Annotated in this window: 16 protein-coding genes; 11 read left to right on the forward strand and 5 right to left on the reverse strand. The window is 46.3% G+C overall.

Translation table 11 applies throughout. The annotated features are described in order from the left end of the window. Positions 1–52 precede the first annotated feature (52 nt). Positions 53–1,543: a cysteine--tRNA ligase gene (gene cysS / locus GXP69_RS04260; protein ID WP_163912689.1), complete on the forward strand. Its 1,491-nt coding sequence runs from the start codon at positions 53–55 to the stop codon at positions 1,541–1,543. Further along, positions 1,533–2,555: a M28 family peptidase gene (locus GXP69_RS04265; protein ID WP_163912691.1), complete on the forward strand. Its 1,023-nt coding sequence runs from the start codon at positions 1,533–1,535 to the stop codon at positions 2,553–2,555. The genes cysS and GXP69_RS04265 overlap by 11 nt, the downstream gene beginning before the upstream one ends. Positions 2,556–2,606: 51 nt before the next feature. On the opposite strand, the gene GXP69_RS04270 is transcribed toward GXP69_RS04265, so the two are convergent. Further along, complete coding sequence (locus GXP69_RS04270; protein ID WP_163912693.1) at positions 2,607–3,275, reverse strand: DUF4136 domain-containing protein; 669 nt, start codon at positions 3,273–3,275, stop codon at positions 2,607–2,609. A gap of 172 nt (positions 3,276–3,447) precedes the next feature. Between GXP69_RS04270 and GXP69_RS04275 the strand changes: the two genes are divergently transcribed. The 7 genes from GXP69_RS04275 to GXP69_RS19130 all read left to right on the forward strand — a co-directional run bounded on the left by GXP69_RS04275 (position 3,448) and on the right by GXP69_RS19130 (position 10,632). Further along, a complete protein-coding gene (locus GXP69_RS04275; RefSeq protein WP_163912695.1) occupies positions 3,448–4,749 on the forward strand; it encodes an amidohydrolase family protein in 1,302 nt (433 codons plus the stop codon). Between the two features lie 98 nt (positions 4,750–4,847). Beyond that, the gene (locus GXP69_RS04280; protein ID WP_163912696.1) at positions 4,848–6,062 is read left to right on the forward strand and encodes an amidohydrolase family protein; all 1,215 of its coding nucleotides are present in this window, start codon (positions 4,848–4,850) and stop codon (positions 6,060–6,062) included. A gap of 278 nt (positions 6,063–6,340) precedes the next feature. Continuing rightward, positions 6,341–7,399: a class I fructose-bisphosphate aldolase gene (locus tag GXP69_RS04285; RefSeq protein ID WP_163912698.1), complete on the forward strand. Its 1,059-nt coding sequence runs from the start codon at positions 6,341–6,343 to the stop codon at positions 7,397–7,399. Positions 7,400–7,558: 159 nt separating this feature from the next. Continuing rightward, complete coding sequence (gene accD / locus GXP69_RS04290) at positions 7,559–8,455, forward strand: acetyl-CoA carboxylase, carboxyltransferase subunit beta (protein WP_163912963.1); 897 nt, start codon at positions 7,559–7,561, stop codon at positions 8,453–8,455. 257 nt (positions 8,456–8,712) lie between these two features. Beyond that, a complete protein-coding gene (locus tag GXP69_RS04295) occupies positions 8,713–9,450 on the forward strand; it encodes an OmpA family protein (protein ID WP_235925549.1) in 738 nt (245 codons plus the stop codon). Positions 9,451–9,762: 312 nt separating this feature from the next. Beyond that, on the forward strand, positions 9,763–10,428 hold the full coding sequence (locus tag GXP69_RS04300) for an OmpA family protein (RefSeq protein ID WP_163912700.1): 666 nt from the start codon (positions 9,763–9,765) through the stop codon (positions 10,426–10,428). 72 nt (positions 10,429–10,500) lie between these two features. Continuing rightward, positions 10,501–10,632 carry a hypothetical protein gene (locus GXP69_RS19130; RefSeq protein ID WP_262887400.1) on the forward strand — a complete coding sequence of 44 codons (132 nt, stop codon included), beginning with the start codon at positions 10,501–10,503 and terminating at the stop codon, positions 10,630–10,632. Between the two features lie 642 nt (positions 10,633–11,274). Here the strand turns inward: GXP69_RS19130 and GXP69_RS04305 are convergent. Beyond that, positions 11,275–11,922 (reverse strand): DUF2238 domain-containing protein, encoded by a 648-nt coding sequence (locus tag GXP69_RS04305; protein ID WP_163912702.1) that lies wholly within the window; start codon positions 11,920–11,922, stop codon positions 11,275–11,277. 119 nt (positions 11,923–12,041) lie between these two features. Here GXP69_RS04305 and GXP69_RS04310 point away from each other — a divergent pair, with 119 nt between their 5' ends. Continuing rightward, positions 12,042–13,364 (forward strand): alkaline phosphatase D family protein, encoded by a 1,323-nt coding sequence (locus tag GXP69_RS04310; RefSeq protein ID WP_163912704.1) that lies wholly within the window; start codon positions 12,042–12,044, stop codon positions 13,362–13,364. A 132-nt stretch (positions 13,365–13,496) separates the two neighbouring features. Here the strand turns inward: GXP69_RS04310 and GXP69_RS04315 are convergent, their stop codons facing one another. Further along, complete coding sequence (locus tag GXP69_RS04315; protein WP_163912706.1) at positions 13,497–14,186, reverse strand: MBL fold metallo-hydrolase; 690 nt, start codon at positions 14,184–14,186, stop codon at positions 13,497–13,499. A 214-nt stretch (positions 14,187–14,400) separates the two neighbouring features. Between GXP69_RS04315 and GXP69_RS04320 the strand changes: the two genes are divergently transcribed. Then, entirely contained in the window at positions 14,401–15,108 is a 708-nt protein-coding gene (locus GXP69_RS04320; RefSeq protein WP_163912708.1) for an endonuclease III domain-containing protein, read from the forward strand. Between the two features lie 18 nt (positions 15,109–15,126). Here the strand turns inward: GXP69_RS04320 and GXP69_RS04325 are convergent, their stop codons facing one another. Further along, complete coding sequence (locus GXP69_RS04325; RefSeq protein WP_204281893.1) at positions 15,127–15,510, reverse strand: hypothetical protein; 384 nt, start codon at positions 15,508–15,510, stop codon at positions 15,127–15,129. Positions 15,511–15,607: 97 nt separating this feature from the next. Continuing rightward, positions 15,608–16,672 (reverse strand): acyltransferase family protein, encoded by a 1,065-nt coding sequence (locus tag GXP69_RS04330; RefSeq protein WP_204281894.1) that lies wholly within the window; start codon positions 16,670–16,672, stop codon positions 15,608–15,610. Positions 16,673–16,757: the final 85 nt, after the last annotated feature.

The raw sequence follows: 16,757 nt of genomic DNA on the forward strand, positions 1-16,757 counted from the left end.
CAGGCTAAACAAACTATAAAGTGCGGCACCGCTGGTGCCTATACTTATAACTATGCAACAGAAACTGAATCTATACAATACGCTCACGCGCAAGAAGGAAGTATTTGAACCGCTACATGCTCCGTTTGTGGGTATGTATGTCTGCGGACCTACAGTTTATGGAGAAGCGCATTTAGGGCATGCACGTGCTTATGTAACGTTTGATGTACTTTACCGCTATCTGAAATACCTGAACTATAAGGTGCGTTATGTGCGCAACATTACCGATGTAGGCCACCTGGTGAACGACGCCGACGAAGGCGAAGACAAAATTGCCAAAATTGCTAAAGTGCAACACCTGGAACCCATGGAAGTGGTACAGCATTATACTAATCGTTTCCATGAGGATATGGCCTTGCTGAACATACTTTCGCCGGATATTGAGCCCAGAGCTTCGGGCCACATTCTAGAGCAGATCGAGATGATCCAGGAGATTATAGCCAACGGTTTTGCTTACGAAGTAAATGGTTCGGTATACTTTGATGTGCCGGCTTACAACAAAGACCATAACTATGGCAAACTTTCAGGCCGCATTATTGAAGATTTGCTAAGCAATACCCGCGAAACAGAGGGGCAGCATGAGAAGCGTTCGCCGCTTGATTTTGCTCTCTGGAAAAATGCTTCTCCTGAGCACATCATGCGCTGGCCTTCGCCGTGGGGCAATGGTTTTCCGGGATGGCATTTGGAGTGCTCGGCCATGAGTCGCAAATACTTAGGGCAGATATTTGATATACACGGCGGCGGCCTGGACCTGATGTTCCCGCACCACGAATGCGAGATAGCACAAAGTCAGGCCAGTAACAGTAAATCTGATGAAGCCAAGTACTGGGTGCACAACAACATGATCACGATAAATGGTCAGAAGATGGGTAAGTCGCTTGGGAATTTTATTACGCTGGGCGAGTTATTTAGTGGTAACAAGGAGCTACTGGAGCAGGCTTATACGCCTATGACGGTGCGTTTCTTTATATTACAGGCACACTATAGAAGCACCCTCGACTTTAGCAACGAAGCGCTGCAGGCTGCCCGCAAAGGTTACACCAAACTGATGAATGGCTTGCGCGTGCTGCAGAAGATCCAGTACCCGGATGAAGCCGCTACACCAGACGAGAAGCTGAATGAAGAACTGTTGAAGCTAACGGAGGATTGCTTCCGTGGCCTGAATGATGATATGAACACGGCCCGAACTATAGCGTCACTGTTCAACCTGCTCAAAAAGATCAACAGTTTATACCTGGGTCAGCTGCAGATTGGCAGTCTCACACGTGGAACATTTGATACGATAAAGGAGACTTACAATACGCTGGTGCTGGATATTCTCGGTCTGAAAGAAGAGCCGCTGGGCGACCAGGAAGAAATGCTGCACCTGGTGCTGGAGTTCTACAAGGAAGCCAAAGAAGCTAAAGCGTATGATAAAGTAGATGCCATCCGTGCCGAACTAAAGAAGCAGGGCATTGTAATAAAAGATTTAAAAACCGGTATCGACTGGGCTTATGAAGAATAAATTGAACCTGATAACTGCCATATTCTGCGGTGCGCTGGCACTCTATAGTTGTGACTCAGCTGACAAGGGGAACGCAGAGCAAAATACGGTAGCTACAGAAGAGACAGCAGAACCAACCGGAGTTACTGCCCCGGAGTTTAATGCCGATTCGGCCTACAGGTTTGTAGCAAAGCAGGTAGCCTTCGGGCCGCGCGTACCCAATACGCCAGAGCATAAAGCTACCGGCGACTGGATCATTGCCAAGCTAAAAGAGCTTGGAGCCGATGTGCAGGTGCAGGAATTTAAGATGCGTGCCTTTGATGGTACCATGCTCGATCTGCGCAACATCATTGCTTCTTATAACCCGGAAGCAAAAACGCGCATTATGCTGGCTGCCCACTGGGATACCCGCCCCTTTGCAGATAAAGACAGCCATAACACAAATAAGCCGATAGATGGTGCAAACGATGGCGGCAGTGGTGTAGCAGTGCTTTTAGAAATTGCCAGAACGATAAATGCAGCCGAGCAAAATCCGGAAGTAGGGGTAGACCTGTTCTTTTTTGATGGGGAAGACTACGGCCAGCCGGACAACAGCAATCTTCCTTATCAGGATGATACCTGGTGCCTAGGGTCGCAGTACTGGAGCCGCAACATGCACAAGCCAAACTATAAGGCTAAGTATGGTATTTTGCTGGATATGGTTGGCGCACAGAATGCCCGCTTTGCCCGCGAAGGCGTTTCGATGCAATATGCCCGCAATGTGGTAAACAAGGTATGGAAAGCCGGAAGTCAGTTAGGGTATTCAGACTACTTTCAGTACGTAAATGCACCTTCAATTACCGATGATCACCTATACATTAACACCTGGGCCAAGATCCCGATGATCGATATTGTGGAATATAACATGAGCAGCACGGATGGCGACTACTTCGGCGATTACCACCACCGCCACTCCGACAGTATGGCTATCATCAGCCCGAAAACACTGAAGGCTGTAGGGCAAACGGTACTGCACGTGGTTTACAACGAATAGCCCAAACTATAGCAAACTATAAAGGACGCTCCTGTAAAGAGCGTCCTTTTTTTATTGCGGATTTGCCTGCGCATGTATCAGGCCCTCGGTAGCTAACTGGTTTATCGTTATCTCAGCAAGTTTTTCGGCAGCTTTGCGCATACTTGACGGACTATAGGACCGCGATTGCGCAGACCAGAGCAGGTTATCATCCTTCACGTTATACAAGTTCGTTTCCAGAAAGTAAACCTTGTCTTCGGTATAGTAGCCCGGGTCATACATAATCGGGTACCAGTAAGTATAGTACCTTCTGAAATTGCCATACCACGCAAAGGTTGTTACAGGTCTGTAGCCTACATTGCCCGGAACGTAGCGCGTTTGTGTTTCTTCATCAACTAAGGCTACTGTCAGGACAGCGTCATAATTATCGTTGCGCATTTTCTCCAACAGCAGGTTTACATCCGGTCCATTTTTGCTGCTTCTGGCAGGCGGAAAGATATCCATGCTACGCGTGGCATTTACCCCATGCTGACGCAATTGGTTCTGCATGTCGGTTTCCACTTTCTGGCGGGCCAGAATGTTTTCGGTTAAGGCGGCTACAACAATATTATTGTAAGTGCTTGTGGCTTCGGGGCTCTTCCAGGTGCCTGTAATGCGGGTAGATGAGGCACAGCCGGTTAGCAGCAATGGCAGCATCCAAACCCACACAATTTTGCAAAGTTTTTCTATAGTTGCTTTCATGATTTGCCTTGTGTTATAGTACATTTATTTAACGATACAAGCTCAGAAATGGGTAATAAAACCGTGAATACATTTAGTGAAGGGAAATAGAGGGGTATCTGTTTTAAATATATATTAAAATGACTATGTTAATGGTGCTAAAACTAACCTTATCTATACTTTACCCTTACTCATGAAAAAAAGAAACAAGTTGCTGGCAGCGCTTGGCATGGCAGGCTTTCTGTTATCCGGCACCGCGATGGCCCAGGAGCAACCCCACGTATTTAAAGGCGCACGCATTATTCCTATTGCCGGCAAGCCAATCGAGAATGGCGTGCTGGTAGTACAGCACGGTAAAATAACTGCTGTTGGTGCTGCCGGCCAGGTAAAACTGCCCAAAGGTGCCACTGAAATCGATGTAACCGGCAAAGTGCTGATGCCCGGGCTGGTGGATACACACTCCCATATTGGCGAAGGTTCGGGGGGCGATGGCTCCGGCGCGCTGCACCCGGATGTACGCATTATAGATGGCATAAACCCAATGAGCGATTCGTTTAAGCGGGCATTGGCGGGTGGTATCACCACAGTAAACGTGATGCCAGGTTCGGGTCACCTGATGAGCGGACAAACCGTGTACCTGAAAATGCGCGAAGGCAAAACCATAGGCGACCTGACCTTTTGCGAAGACCCGGGAAGTGGCATCTGTGGCGGTATGAAAATGGCCAATGGTACTAACCCCATGAAAGCCGCTCCGTTTCCGGGCACGCGGGCAAAATCGGCAGCTATGGCAAGGCAGCTCTTTTTAGATGCGCAACAGTACCAGAGCAAAATAAAGGCAGCGAAAGGCAAAGCCGATAAAATGCCGGAGCGCAAACCTAACCTTGAGCCAATGGTTGAAATTCTGGAAGGCAAGCGCATTGTACATTTCCATACACATCGGAAGGATGATATAATGACAGCGCTGCGCCTGCAGAAAGAGTTTGGCTTTAAAATGGTACTACACCACGTAAGCGAAGCCTGGAAATCAGCCGACGAAATTGCCAAAGCTGGTATCCCTGCATCCATCATCACCCTGGACTCACCGGGCGGTAAAGCCGAGACCGTAGAGATAAGCAATACAAATGGTGCCGCGCTGGAGAAAGCGGGTGTGTTAACAGCCTTCCATACAGATGATGGTATCACTGATTCGCGCCTGTTTATGCGTGGTGCTGCATTGGGTGTGCGTGCCGGCATGAGCCGTGAAAAAGCCCTGGAAGCTCTAACTATAGCCGGAGCCAAAATGCTGGAGCTAGATAGTCGCGTTGGCTCTTTGGAGAAAGGAAAAGATGCTGACTTTATAGTGTTGAGCGGAGAGCCATTTAGTGTATACACCAAAGTAGAGCAAACCTGGGTAGAAGGCAAAAAACGCTTCGATATTCAAAACCCGGACGACAAGAAGTTTGCTACCGGCGGCTACAATGCCTATCAAAGCGAGCTCCATTATCACGCACATTAATTTTGACAAAAGACATAGGACTTTTTAAGAGATGTGCTTTTTCTCTTTTGTCCTTTGTCAAACAGTCTTTTGTCAGGTAATCAACCAAGAAAATCATCATGAAAAAACATATACAATTTGCTGCAGCTATAATTGCCGGCCTGGCTATAGTTGGCGTGCAGCAGGTGCAGGCGCAGGTAGCTATAAAAGGCGAAACCGTTTATACCATGGCAGGAACTCCTATAAAAAATGGCGTAGTGCTGATAAAAGACGGTAAAATTGAGGCCGTAGGAGCTAACCTGCAGGTACCGCAAAACTATAAAACTTATAGTGCCAAAGTAGTTACACCAGGTTTTGTAGATGCTCACACCTCAGTAGGGTTAGCGGGTATTTACAATGTGCCTGCCGATCAGCAGCAGCTCGAGAAAACGGCTCCCATACAACCGGAACTACGTGCCATAGATGCCTATAACCCAAATGAGGAGCTTGTAAAATACGTGCGTAGCTATGGCACCACAACTATAAATACAGGCCATGCACCCGGCGCACTTGCCAGCGGGCAACTTATGACACTGAAAACCTCGGAAGATGGTTTTGGCAGTGTGCTGGACACGACCAGCATGGTAGCTTTTACGCTGGGTACTACCGTTGCTGATAACTACAATTCGCCGAAAACATCAGCTAAAGGGATGGCTATGCTGCGGGCAGAACTACAGGCGGCACAAGCTTATGCCAGAAAAATGGCAAACACCGATGCTGCCAAGCGCCCCGACCGAAACCTGAAAATGGAAACCCTTGCCGATGTACTGAACAGAAAATACAAAGCTCTGATCACAGCAAACAAGGCACAGGACATTATGGCGGCCCTGCGTCTGGCAAAAGAATTTAACCTCGACCTGGTGCTGGATGGCGCTGCTGAAGCTTACTTGCTGGTAGATGAAATCAAAGCTGCCGGCATACCGGTCATCGTTCACCCAACAATGGCGCGTGCAAATGGCGATAACAAGAACATCTCTTTCGAAACGGCTGCTGTACTTGCTAATGCTGGTGTGCCGGTAGCGATCCAAACTGGTTTCGAGGCGTATGTGCCGCGTGCCCGCGTGTTTTTGTTTGAGGCTAGCGTGGCCGTAGCCAACGGCATGAAACCAGAACAGGCGCTGGCCGCTATCACCACCACGCCTGCCAAAATGCTGGGCCACGAAAAGCGTATAGGCTCATTGGAGAAAGGCAAGGATGCTGATGTGGTACTCTTTGATGGTGACCCGTTTGAGTATACAACCCACGTATGCACGGTGCTGGTGAACGGCAAGGTGGTAAGTGAAGAATGTATGTAAGAACAACTGAACTATAGTTTAGCTAAAATAAACAGCGCCTGCTTTATCAGAAGCAGGCGCTGTTTATTTTAGCAACTTTTTCAGCGCGACCAAGTATGATGTGGGAGTTGTTGTGCAGGCTGTGTTAGGATACGTCTGTCGCGGACGAACCATGTTTCGGCATAAAGCCTGTAAATTGCAATATTGTTCCTGAAAAGTATAACAGAAATAATATTAACCTTGCTATATTTGTACCACCAAACCTAAAGTGTCTCTTACCACAAATTATTAAAAGACAAATGAATTACGATAACATCGTTTCTTTACTTGGTTCTGAAGGGGAAAGCCTGCTTCAGTATGAAAGCAAAACTATTTCTAAAGAGCAGCTGCATGCGCCGGGCCCTGATTTCGTGGACCGTATTTTTGCGCAGAGCAACCGCAACCCACAAGTACTGCGCAGCTTACAGCAACTGTTCGACCATGGCCGCCTTGGTGGCACGGGTTACCTGTCTATCCTACCGGTTGACCAGGGTATTGAGCATACTGCCGGTGCATCGTTCGCACCAAACCCTATTTATTTCGACCCAGAGAACATCATTAAACTGGCTATTGAAGGTGGCTGTAACGCGGTTGCAACCACATTTGGTAACCTGGCTATGATGTCCAGAAAATATGCGCACCGCATTCCGTTCATCGTAAAAATCAACCACAATGAGCTACTGACTTACCCTAACAAGTTCGACCAGATCATGTTCGGTTCTGTAGATGAAGCCTGGAACTTAGGTGCTGCTGCCGTTGGCGCAACTATATACTTTGGTTCAGAAGAGTCTTCGCGCCAGATAATTGAAGTAGCTGAGGCTTTTGAAAGAGCACACCAGCTAGGTATGGCAACCATCCTATGGTGCTATGCGCGTAACAATGCCTTCAAAAAAGACGGTGTAGACTACCACGTAGCTGCCGATATTACAGCACAGGCCAACCACCTGGGCGTAACCATCCAGGCCGATATCATCAAGCAGAAACTGCCTGAGAACAACGGTGGCTTCACAGCGATCAACTTCGCGAAGTCTCATAAGGCGATGTATGATAAGCTGACTACCGACAACCCGATTGATTTAACACGTTATCAGGTGGCAAACTGCTATATGGGCCGTGCAGGTCTTATCAACTCCGGTGGTGAGTCTAAAGGCGAATCGGATCTGGCAGATGCAGTTCGTACAGCTGTAATTAACAAGCGTGCGGGCGGTATGGGCCTCATCTCTGGCCGTAAAGCGTTCCAGAAAGATATGAAAGTTGGCGTTGAGTTGCTGAACGCAATTCAGGATGTTTACCTGAGCAACGAGATTACATTAGCGTAATTTGTAGCAGAACTGCTGATAATTACATAATTTTGTGACCTGTCTTTTACAAAGCTCTCCGGAGCCCAGAAAGGCAGGTCACTTTTTTGATGTACCCAGCCGGGTGGCTGCAAGTATTTTATCACATTTTATGTGCCCTGAGCACACTTTTAACCTATGATGCCTTGGTTTAAACGCGTAGAAAAAGGAATACACACGCCTACAGAGCAGAAGAAGGAAACCCCCGATGGCCTATGGTATAAGTGCCCGAGCTGCAAAGCTGTAACCAGCATGGCCGAGCATCGCAAAAATCTGAGCACCTGCGTTAAGTGTAACCACCACGACCGGGTAGGCTCTAAAGAGTACTTTGCCATACTTTTCGATAACAACGAGTTTACAGAACTGGATGCTAACCTTACCTCAGGCGACCCGCTGGATTTCGTTGATTCCAAGCCATACCCGAACCGTATAGTTGCTACCCAGAAAGCTACCGGCCTGAAGGATGCTGTGCGAACAGCTTATGGTAAAATGAATGGACAGGAAATAACCATCGCCTGTATGGACTTCAACTTTATAGGTGGTTCGATGGGATCGGTGGTAGGAGAGAAGATAGCCCGTGCTATTGACCATGCCCGCCAAACACGCACTCCGTTTATGATGATCTCAAAATCGGGTGGTGCACGTATGATGGAAGCTGGTTTCTCATTGATGCAGATGGCGAAAACGTCGGCTAAGCTGGCACAGTTGTCTGAAGAAGGCCTGCCATATATCTCGATGCTGACAGACCCGACTACGGGTGGTGTAACGGCATCTTACGCCATGCTGGGCGATTTTAACATTGCAGAGCCGGGCGCACTTATTGGTTTTGCCGGCCCGCGTGTAATTAAAGAAACTATAGGTAAAGATCTGCCTAAAGGCTTCCAGAGTGCTGAGTTTGTATTGGAGCACGGCTTCCTTGATTTTATAGTTGACCGCAAAGAGCTGAAGCAGAAACTGACAGACCTGTTGAGCATGATCAGCCAGCCAGCAGCTGAACCTGAAAAAGTAAAAACCAAGAAAGCTACCAAAGCATCTTAAGGATAAATATAATTTTTCTAAAGCCTGCTTCCAGCACTTGGTGGCAGGCTTTTTTGTGTTGCAACAACTCTTACAATAAGATCTATATATTTATAGAAGTAAATATTATTTTCAGGATACTTGTATTGTTTTAAGGATTCTGGTCGTTTCTGAAAAGTTGGCACTTGTATTGCAAGTGCCTCCGTAGCAAAAGCAAATAAATTTTTATCATTAAGCTATTAAAAACCGTAAACCAACTTTTACCAACTACAAAAAACATGAAAGCTTTAAAATTATCTCTGACATCATTTTTGGCTGCTGCCATGCTCTTTACATCATGCCAGAGCACACGCCCTGTAGCTGATAACTCGGGATCAACAACTCAGACAACTCAGACCGGCGATAAAAAAGGAATGAACAAGACCACGAAAGGTGGTATTATAGGTGCTGGTTCTGGTGCCGTAATCGGTGGTATTATTGGTAACAGAATGGGCAACACTGCTGCCGGCGCTATAGTTGGTGCTGCTGTAGGTGGTGCAACAGGTGCTGTTATTGGCCGCCGTATGGACAAGCAAGCTGCTGAACTGGAGAAGAGCATGGAGAATGCGAACGTAGAGCGTGTAGGCGAAGCAATCCGTATCAATTTTGACTCTGGTATCCTGTTCGCTACTAACTCTGCTGAGCTGAGCGCATCTGCTAAAAAGGACATTGCCAAACTCGCGCAAACCTTGAAAGAGTACGAAGGTACTAACGTAATTATTGAAGGCCACACCGACAACACCGGTAGCTATGAGCTTAACCAGAAGCTGTCTGAGCGTCGTGCCCAGTCTGTGCTTAACTATGCCAGAAGCTTGGGTGTAGATGCTTCGCGTTTACAGGCAAAAGGCTATAGCTACGACCAGCCAATTGCTGATAACACTACTGTAGAAGGCCGTTCGCAGAACCGTCGTGTAGAGATCATCATTATTGCGAATGATGAAATGAAAAAGGCTGCTGAAAGTGGTCAGCTGAAGTAATAACTGTTTAGAAAAGTAAGAAATGCCCGTCAGCTTCGGTTGGCGGGCATTTTTGTTTTAAAGGCGGATATGTTGTGTAATGATGCTTTAGCTTTTTTTAAAAACCTGTGAAATATATTAGACGTTAATGTATACTATAAAAACTATATAAAAAGATGATAATCAGTAAACTATAGAAAAATAGCCTATAGTTGGGTTCAGGATTAGCAAAGAAAGCGGTGCAAAATCCTGAACATTTTTTGAAAGAAACAGTAATAAGCACTTGAATTTGAATCCTGAGGATTCGTAACACAGACCAAAAGAATAAGACATATGAAAAGATTGAGAATTTATTTATCGTTGCTGGTAGTAGTTGGTTTACTAATTACCGGATGTAATGCCAGCAAAACAGTTAAGGGTGGTGCTATTGGTGCCGGTTCCGGTGCTGTAGTAGGTGGTGTAATTGGTAAAGCTGCCGGTAACACAGCTGCGGGTGCCATTATAGGTGCTGCCGTGGGTGGGACTGCCGGTGCCCTGATTGGCCGCCATATGGACAAGCAGGCTGCAGAACTGCAGCGCGACCTTGAAAATGCTAAAGTTGAGCGTGTAGGCGAGGGTATCAAAATTACATTTAACTCCGGTATCCTGTTTGCCACTAACTCTTCAGACTTGCAATCTAACGCCAGAACCGAGATTACACAGCTGGCCCAAACCCTGCAGAAATATCCTGACACCAACATCCTGATTGAAGGCCATACAGACAATACAGGTGCCCGTGACTTGAACCAGCGTTTATCAGAGCGTCGTGCCGAGTCTGTTTCTAACTTCTTGTCTCAGCAGGGAGTAGCCCGCAACCGTATGACTACACAAGGCTATGCCTTTGACCAGCCAGTTGCTGATAACTCAACAGCAGCCGGTCGTCAGCAGAACCGCCGTGTGGAGATTGCCATTTTCGCGAACGAAAAGATGAAAAAAGCCGCAGAACGCGGTGAGCTATAGTGTAAATTAAAAGTGTGATTAGTTGATTTTTCAGCCGTACCCTTGGGTGCGGCTGTTTTTTGTACCCTACCTATGAAACGATACTTAAAAATGGCTTTACTGAGCGCCGGTATTGTACTGGTTGCAAGTGCCTGCGAACGTTTTACCCAATTCAACCCTATACAAAAGCAGAAAACGACACTCCTGCCAGCCTTTCTGAAGTAAGTGTTTGTGCAGTTATTTCTGGCTGAGCCGCAGATTAATTAGGATTATTTGGATTATTTGGATTAAGGCCGTTGCTATAGTTGAGGCTATAGTTTTATAGTTCCTGTTGGTCCAACCACCCCGTTATCCCCTCCTTGTCTAAGGCGGGGAACTCTGTCTTTGCTATAGTAGGTTCTTTTAGTTTTATAGTTAGCATTTTAACCCACCGCTAACCCCTCCCGAGAGGGGAATTTCGGCTATAGTTATAGTTTAGGTTATCGTGCTAAAGTTACACACCAAGAGCAGGGCAGGTTTACTTGGCCCCACGAAAATATGACCATGGAAGGGCGACAGAACTATAGCTCTTGAACAAACTATAGGTTAGCTATCGAAAGATGTCAGTCTTTGGGTTGAGCGCCTTGTAGATTTCTGGTGCCGTTAGGCATTGCGACGATAGGAGCAAAAGAAATGTACGCAGCGCGATGCCCGAATACGGGGCCTCGCGGCCGTGAGCGCACCAAAGCAACTATAAAACGATAGGTGAGTAGAGCTCCCAGGATCAGAGGTAACTATAACACAAACTGCTCGTGGCAAGTGGCAACTATAGTTAGCTAGAGGGCAAATAAGATGTCTCGACTAACGCTCGACATGACAATAGAGAAACTATAGACGCTTCTTTCTATTGTGGAGCAAAAACACAATCGACATTGTGATCATACTCCCCAGCAAACCTAAAGCAATATCCTTCTGCGCGTCCCAGATATCTCCCTGCATTCCTAAAAAGTCCATAGCCTGCTCGTTGCCCTTGTAAAGTAAATCAGCTACAGCCCACTCTATCAACTCATATAATGCGCCCAGCGAGAGCACAAATTCTATGGGTAGCAGGTAACTTAGGGAACGTTTCACCTTAAGGCCGCGCACCAGCACATCGTGCATAGGGTAGGAGAGCAGCAAACCAAAACCGAAATGCACCATCCGGTCGTAGTGGTTGCGGTTCAGGTTGAACTGTTGTTTAAGCCATTCGCCGACGGGAGCGTCAGGGTACTGATACTGGCTGCCGTACACATGCAGAAGCAGAAACAGGAAGATGAAAGTATAGCTGGTATCGGAGAAGCGGAAAATGTTGTAGAAGGCCACCAGGCAGATGAGCAGCGACAAGGTAAGCAGGTTTTCAGTAGCCCAGTTGAGCAGGTCAGGTGTTGTAATAGCTGAATAAACCCAATAAATCAGAAACAGCGCCATATACGCAACATGAAGCGGCCTTTGCAGAAATGGCTTCCGGGTGATGTGTTGTCTAGAGGTTATGGGCATATCAGAAACTGTTACAGCTTTTTGAAGTCTTAAAAACTAATACACCTGTTTTCTTAAAATTGATACAGGGCGTGTATCTTTGGCAAAAATTAACCTATTCTGAATTAAACCAGAAGACCATGACATTACGATTACTGGCAGCATTATACTTTGTGTGTGTAAGCTTTACGGCAGCAGCACAGGAAAAATTTTTGCAATCGGGACCGATGGTAGGCTACTCCGAAATGCGTGAAGTAAAACTATGGGTGCAGACAAAAGAGGCAGCCAAAGTAAAAATAAAATACTGGGCCAAAGACGAACCCGCAAAAGTATTTACTACTGCTGAGGTGCGTACCGAGGCTGACAATGCCTTTGCCACGCATTTAGTTGCAGATCAGGTAAACTATGGCAAGAAGTATAGTTATGAACTTTATATCAACAACAAGAAAGTAAAGCGCAATTATCTTTTAGAGTTTCAGACGCAGGATTTGTGGCAGCACCGCAAAGATGCCCCGGATTTCAGTTTTGCTGTGGGCAGCTGCTTTTATGTAAACGACCCGCATTACGACCGTCCGGGCAAACCGTATGGCAGCACCAGCTTCGAGATCCTGACCTCGATACACCAGAAAAAACCGGACTTTATGCTCTGGATTGGCGACAATACCTACCTGCGTGAACCAGACTGGAACAGCAAAACAGGAATACAATACCGCTACACGCATACCCGCTCGGTGCCAGAGTTACAGCCGCTACTGGGCTCGGTGCACAACTATGCCATCTGGGACGACCACGATTACGGCCCCAACAACGCTGACCGTAGCTTCTGGGAGAAAAACCTGACTTCGGAAGCTTTCAAGACTTTCTGGGCTAACCCAAACTATATTTTCGACAATGGAGCCATTACCGGCACTTTCCAGTGGAACGATGTACAGTTCTTTATGATGGATGACCGCTGGTTTAAAAGCCCGAACAGCCGCACTACTGACAAAGCTTATTTAGGCGAAGAACAGCTGAACTGGCTGATAGATGCGCTGCATGCAAGCCCGGCTACCTTTAAGGTGATTTGTGTGGGCGGGCAGGTACTAAACCCGGCTGCCGTTAAGGAAAACTATAGCAACCACCCCGAAGAGCGCCAGAAACTACTGGACGCCATTGCACAGGCAAAAATTAAAGGTGTGATCTTTATGGATGGCGACCGCCACTTTACAGAACTCACCAAACTGGAGCGCCCTGGCACTTACCCGCTTTACGATTTCACGGTATCGCCGCTTACTGCCGGTATTTCTAACCCAAGGGATGAAGCCAACACACTGCGTGTGCCGGGTACGCTGGTGCAGGAGCACAACTTTGCTATAGTTAGTGTGCATGGGCCGGCCAAAGAGCGCGCTTTTAAAGTAACAATTTACAACGCAAAAGGAGCTGAGATCTGGACGCGGGAAGTGAAAGCATCGGAGTTGCAGTAAACTATAGTTTAAACGTGCTACTATAGCTACCCAGTAACATGCCGGGACACCATTTGTAGCTCACACTCGCAGGATGCGAGCGAAGGCAGTAGGCACCAAGGTAAGAAAGCCCTGTATAGTTCAGGCTATAGTTCAAGCCATCAGGCCCGGTTGGTAATGCACTAAGCGGATCGGGTTGTCTGACGGATTTTTGGTGGGGTCGCAGTGGTAGCCGAATATTTCGTAGTTGCTGATATAAGGCAGTAGTTTCTTGTAAAAAGTATGGCCGGTGTTTTCTGCATTAAACGTGATGTCGTGGTACACGCAGGTGCGCATGATTGGCATTTTATCCAGCCGTTCGAACAGTGGCTCGGGCTTGCCCAGATCTCCCGAGTAAACTAATCTGGTTTCATCTTCAAACACGAAAGCATAAGTCTGCAGGTTTTCAGAGTGGAGGTTTAGCGTATCGATGGCGCTTATGCCCTCCACCTGCTCCAGGGGTACAAACTCCGCATATTTATCCGGATCTTTTAGCTGAGGCTCCAGCCAACTACAGAGCTGTTGCTTAAACTGCTCCGACTGGTAAAGGATAACCGGGCGCGGGCTCTTTTCGATAATGCTTTTGTAGAGAAGCAGTGTGGGAAGGCTACCGATGTGGTCGTTGTGCAGATGCGTTAGCAGGATGTAGCTTACCTTCGAGATCAGGCTTTTATGTACCAGTGTCGTAAAAACGGTAAAACCGCAGTCGATCAAAATATTCTTTCCCCTGAAAGAAAGCAGCGCCGCCGAGTTCAGGTAATCAACATCAAAAGCGCCACCGGTGCCTAGAAATTTTATCTGCATACGTTCCTGTTTAATACATCTGCTCTGAATTTTGCTTTATCGTATAGCGTATAAACCTGCAAATAGTTGTACAGAAAGTTCAACTATAGAAGTTGCCCGTTTGCTCTGCCAAACTATAGCTGCGTGCCTGCAAAGCTCTTTTTACAACTATAGCTGCCTGCAAATTAACTGAACAGAACGAAAGTGCGTAAGAAAATGTGCAAAACAGAGGCCCATGGATGCACACGAACTACCACCACAGGAAAAAGCTTTGCTTACGCACGAGCTGCTGAACAAGACCTATAAACGGCTGAAGTTAGAGAAGCGTCGCGACCACATGCACGAGCTTATCTCAACCATGCTCTCACACCGCACAAACCACAAAGACGAAGAAACGGCATTTTATACCATGATGGAGCGCTTCGGGGATTGGGAGGGCGTTATGAATGCGGATTTTGAAGCCCTGGCCGATGCCATTAAAACCACCCGCTACCCCGGCCAGAAGGGGCCACAGATACAGGAAACGCTACGGATTATAAAAGCAGAGCGCGGAGAATTTAACATCGATTTTCTGGATGACCTGCCTGTGCCCGAAGCACTGGCCTGGCTGACCAAACTGCCGGGCGTGGGACCAAAAACAGCAACCTTACTTTTACTCTTTAACTTTCATAAACCGGTAATGCCCGTTGATACGCACGTGTTCCGGATAAGCCAGCGCGTGGGGTTGATCGGTGCAAAAGTTACTGCCAATAAGGCCCATGACCTGCTGCTTAAAATGCTCCCCGAAGAGCCGGTTGAGCTGTTTAACTTTCATGTGCACATGCTGCGCCATGGCCAGCGGGTATGCACGTTTTTCGCGCCTAAATGCGAAGAGTGCGTGCTGCACAACATCTGCAATTATTACGAGGATGTACGGTTTAAGGAAATTGATAAGGCGGCGTAGAGCTCAGGTAAACTATAGTTACTCTTTCAGAATTCTGAAGAACAGGTATGGTGCAAAGGCAACCCATATTGGAATCAGCACCCAAAGGCGGCCTTTAACGATGTTATAGTCTTCGAGCATTTGCGGCCATGTTTTGCCCGACATATAGCCCATGCCAAACTCAAAAACCAGTGTCAAAATCAGCCAGAGAGTCCCGATGGTTATGGCTTGCTCCGATGTAGTAGGTGGGTATTTTTTAATTAAAAACCAGATATAAACCGCAAAAAGTAACAGGAGTGTGATTGTCGAAATCTGGCGGGCAGCTAGCTCTCCTGTATAGTTCTTATACCACAAGTCTCTCGCTGTGCCATTTATAACAGCCAGCACAATCATCGGGAACCATAGAAGGAAATATTTGAGCATGAGTTTATAGATTAACCCTCCCGGCTCAGCAAAGGTGGCAATTAAGAAGATCCATAGTTTTGCTGCCTCCTTTGGTGAGTTGCTATATGTTCAGTTGCTATATTACTTTCTGTATAATTCTGTTTCTTCTTAACACAGAACTTAATGCGCAGGACAGTGCAATTCCTAATACGCTAACCAGAATAAATTTTATATGGCTGCTTAGAATAAAGGGCTTAAACGCTAACTGTAAACCAATTACAATAAGTAAATGAAACAGGTAGATGCCATACGAATTATTGGATAATACTTTTGTAAAGGAATTCATTGTGTTAAAATACTTTTTAAAAACAACAATAAACCCTAAACATAACCCGACACAAATAAAGGATTCGATGATTGACTCGGCCCAGAGCTGTGGTAAATAACCATATATGAATTTCTGAGATACAAATAGCAGAATGGCTAATGCCAGATACATAAAACCTGTAGATGTTTTAATGCTATCCAACCATTTGTATTTATTAAATACAGTGCCCAGAATAAACAAGCTAAAATATTGAGGCAGGTGTGCAACTTCTAACGGGAAACCCCAGGTTACCCATTTATCAATGGGGTATTGCTGTCTGACCAAAACGTTAATCGGAATTAAAAAAGCAAGATAAATTAAGGGATACCATACCTTAAATGGTTGTGCTTGCTTATTTACTGTATCGGCTCTTTTAAAGAACAGATAAATAATAGAATAAACGAGTAATGAGGCCACAAACCAAAGGTGCCCAACTGAAAGTGGTGGCTGATTAAAGTGCAGGTCAAGGGCAAAATTGATGTAGCTGCTTTTGCTATCACTTAAAAGAAAATGAAGTGGTGTAAAAATCAGGAATATAAAAACAGCTAAAGGCACGCCGAGTTTAATCAGTCTTTCTCCAATAAGTTTAGTTTTGGTCTTTCGTTTTAGCGAAAAATGGATAAAAAAGCCGGATATAAAGAAATAGAAACCCATCATATAGGCAGCGTTAAAGAAGAAAAACGGACGTAAGTAGTCTACCTTCTGAGCTTCATCAACTATCCAGACCCCGCCAGTATTTCCATAAGCTTGCCCGGCATGATGGATTACCACCATACAAGTCAGGAAAACTTTGATCAGGTCGATGTAAATTAGTCTATCAGTTGAGCTCTTCATGATGGTGGCTAATAACAGAAATCTCAGTCTTGCTTTATATCTAAGTTTATAGCTAAGCGGGCTAGAATTAGGAACCGTGCAATAT

Source organism: Pontibacter burrus (genome assembly GCF_010686685.1).
GTDB lineage: Bacteria > Bacteroidota > Bacteroidia > Cytophagales > Hymenobacteraceae > Pontibacter > Pontibacter burrus.

Bases quoted from the DNA above. Each gene is read 5' to 3' on its own strand.
- cysS (WP_163912689.1), top strand. From the start codon at position 53: ATGCAACAGAAACTGAATCTATACAATACGCTCACGCGCAAGAAGGAA.
- GXP69_RS04265 (WP_163912691.1), top strand. From the start codon at position 1,533: ATGAAGAATAAATTGAACCTGATAACTGCCATATTCTGCGGTGCGCTG.
- GXP69_RS04270 (WP_163912693.1), bottom strand. From the start codon at position 3,275: ATGAAAGCAACTATAGAAAAACTTTGCAAAATTGTGTGGGTTTGGATG.
- GXP69_RS04275 (WP_163912695.1), top strand. From the start codon at position 3,448: ATGAAAAAAAGAAACAAGTTGCTGGCAGCGCTTGGCATGGCAGGCTTT.
- GXP69_RS04280 (WP_163912696.1), top strand. From the start codon at position 4,848: ATGAAAAAACATATACAATTTGCTGCAGCTATAATTGCCGGCCTGGCT.
- GXP69_RS04285 (WP_163912698.1), top strand. From the start codon at position 6,341: ATGAATTACGATAACATCGTTTCTTTACTTGGTTCTGAAGGGGAAAGC.
- accD (WP_163912963.1), top strand. From the start codon at position 7,559: ATGCCTTGGTTTAAACGCGTAGAAAAAGGAATACACACGCCTACAGAG.
- GXP69_RS04295 (WP_235925549.1), top strand. From the start codon at position 8,713: ATGAAAGCTTTAAAATTATCTCTGACATCATTTTTGGCTGCTGCCATG.
- GXP69_RS04300 (WP_163912700.1), top strand. From the start codon at position 9,763: ATGAAAAGATTGAGAATTTATTTATCGTTGCTGGTAGTAGTTGGTTTA.
- GXP69_RS19130 (WP_262887400.1), top strand. From the start codon at position 10,501: ATGAAACGATACTTAAAAATGGCTTTACTGAGCGCCGGTATTGTACTG.
- GXP69_RS04305 (WP_163912702.1), bottom strand. From the start codon at position 11,922: ATGCCCATAACCTCTAGACAACACATCACCCGGAAGCCATTTCTGCAA.
- GXP69_RS04310 (WP_163912704.1), top strand. From the start codon at position 12,042: ATGACATTACGATTACTGGCAGCATTATACTTTGTGTGTGTAAGCTTT.
- GXP69_RS04315 (WP_163912706.1), bottom strand. From the start codon at position 14,186: ATGCAGATAAAATTTCTAGGCACCGGTGGCGCTTTTGATGTTGATTAC.
- GXP69_RS04320 (WP_163912708.1), top strand. From the start codon at position 14,401: ATGGATGCACACGAACTACCACCACAGGAAAAAGCTTTGCTTACGCAC.
- GXP69_RS04325 (WP_204281893.1), bottom strand. From the start codon at position 15,510: ATGCTCAAATATTTCCTTCTATGGTTCCCGATGATTGTGCTGGCTGTT.
- GXP69_RS04330 (WP_204281894.1), bottom strand. From the start codon at position 16,672: ATGAAGAGCTCAACTGATAGACTAATTTACATCGACCTGATCAAAGTT.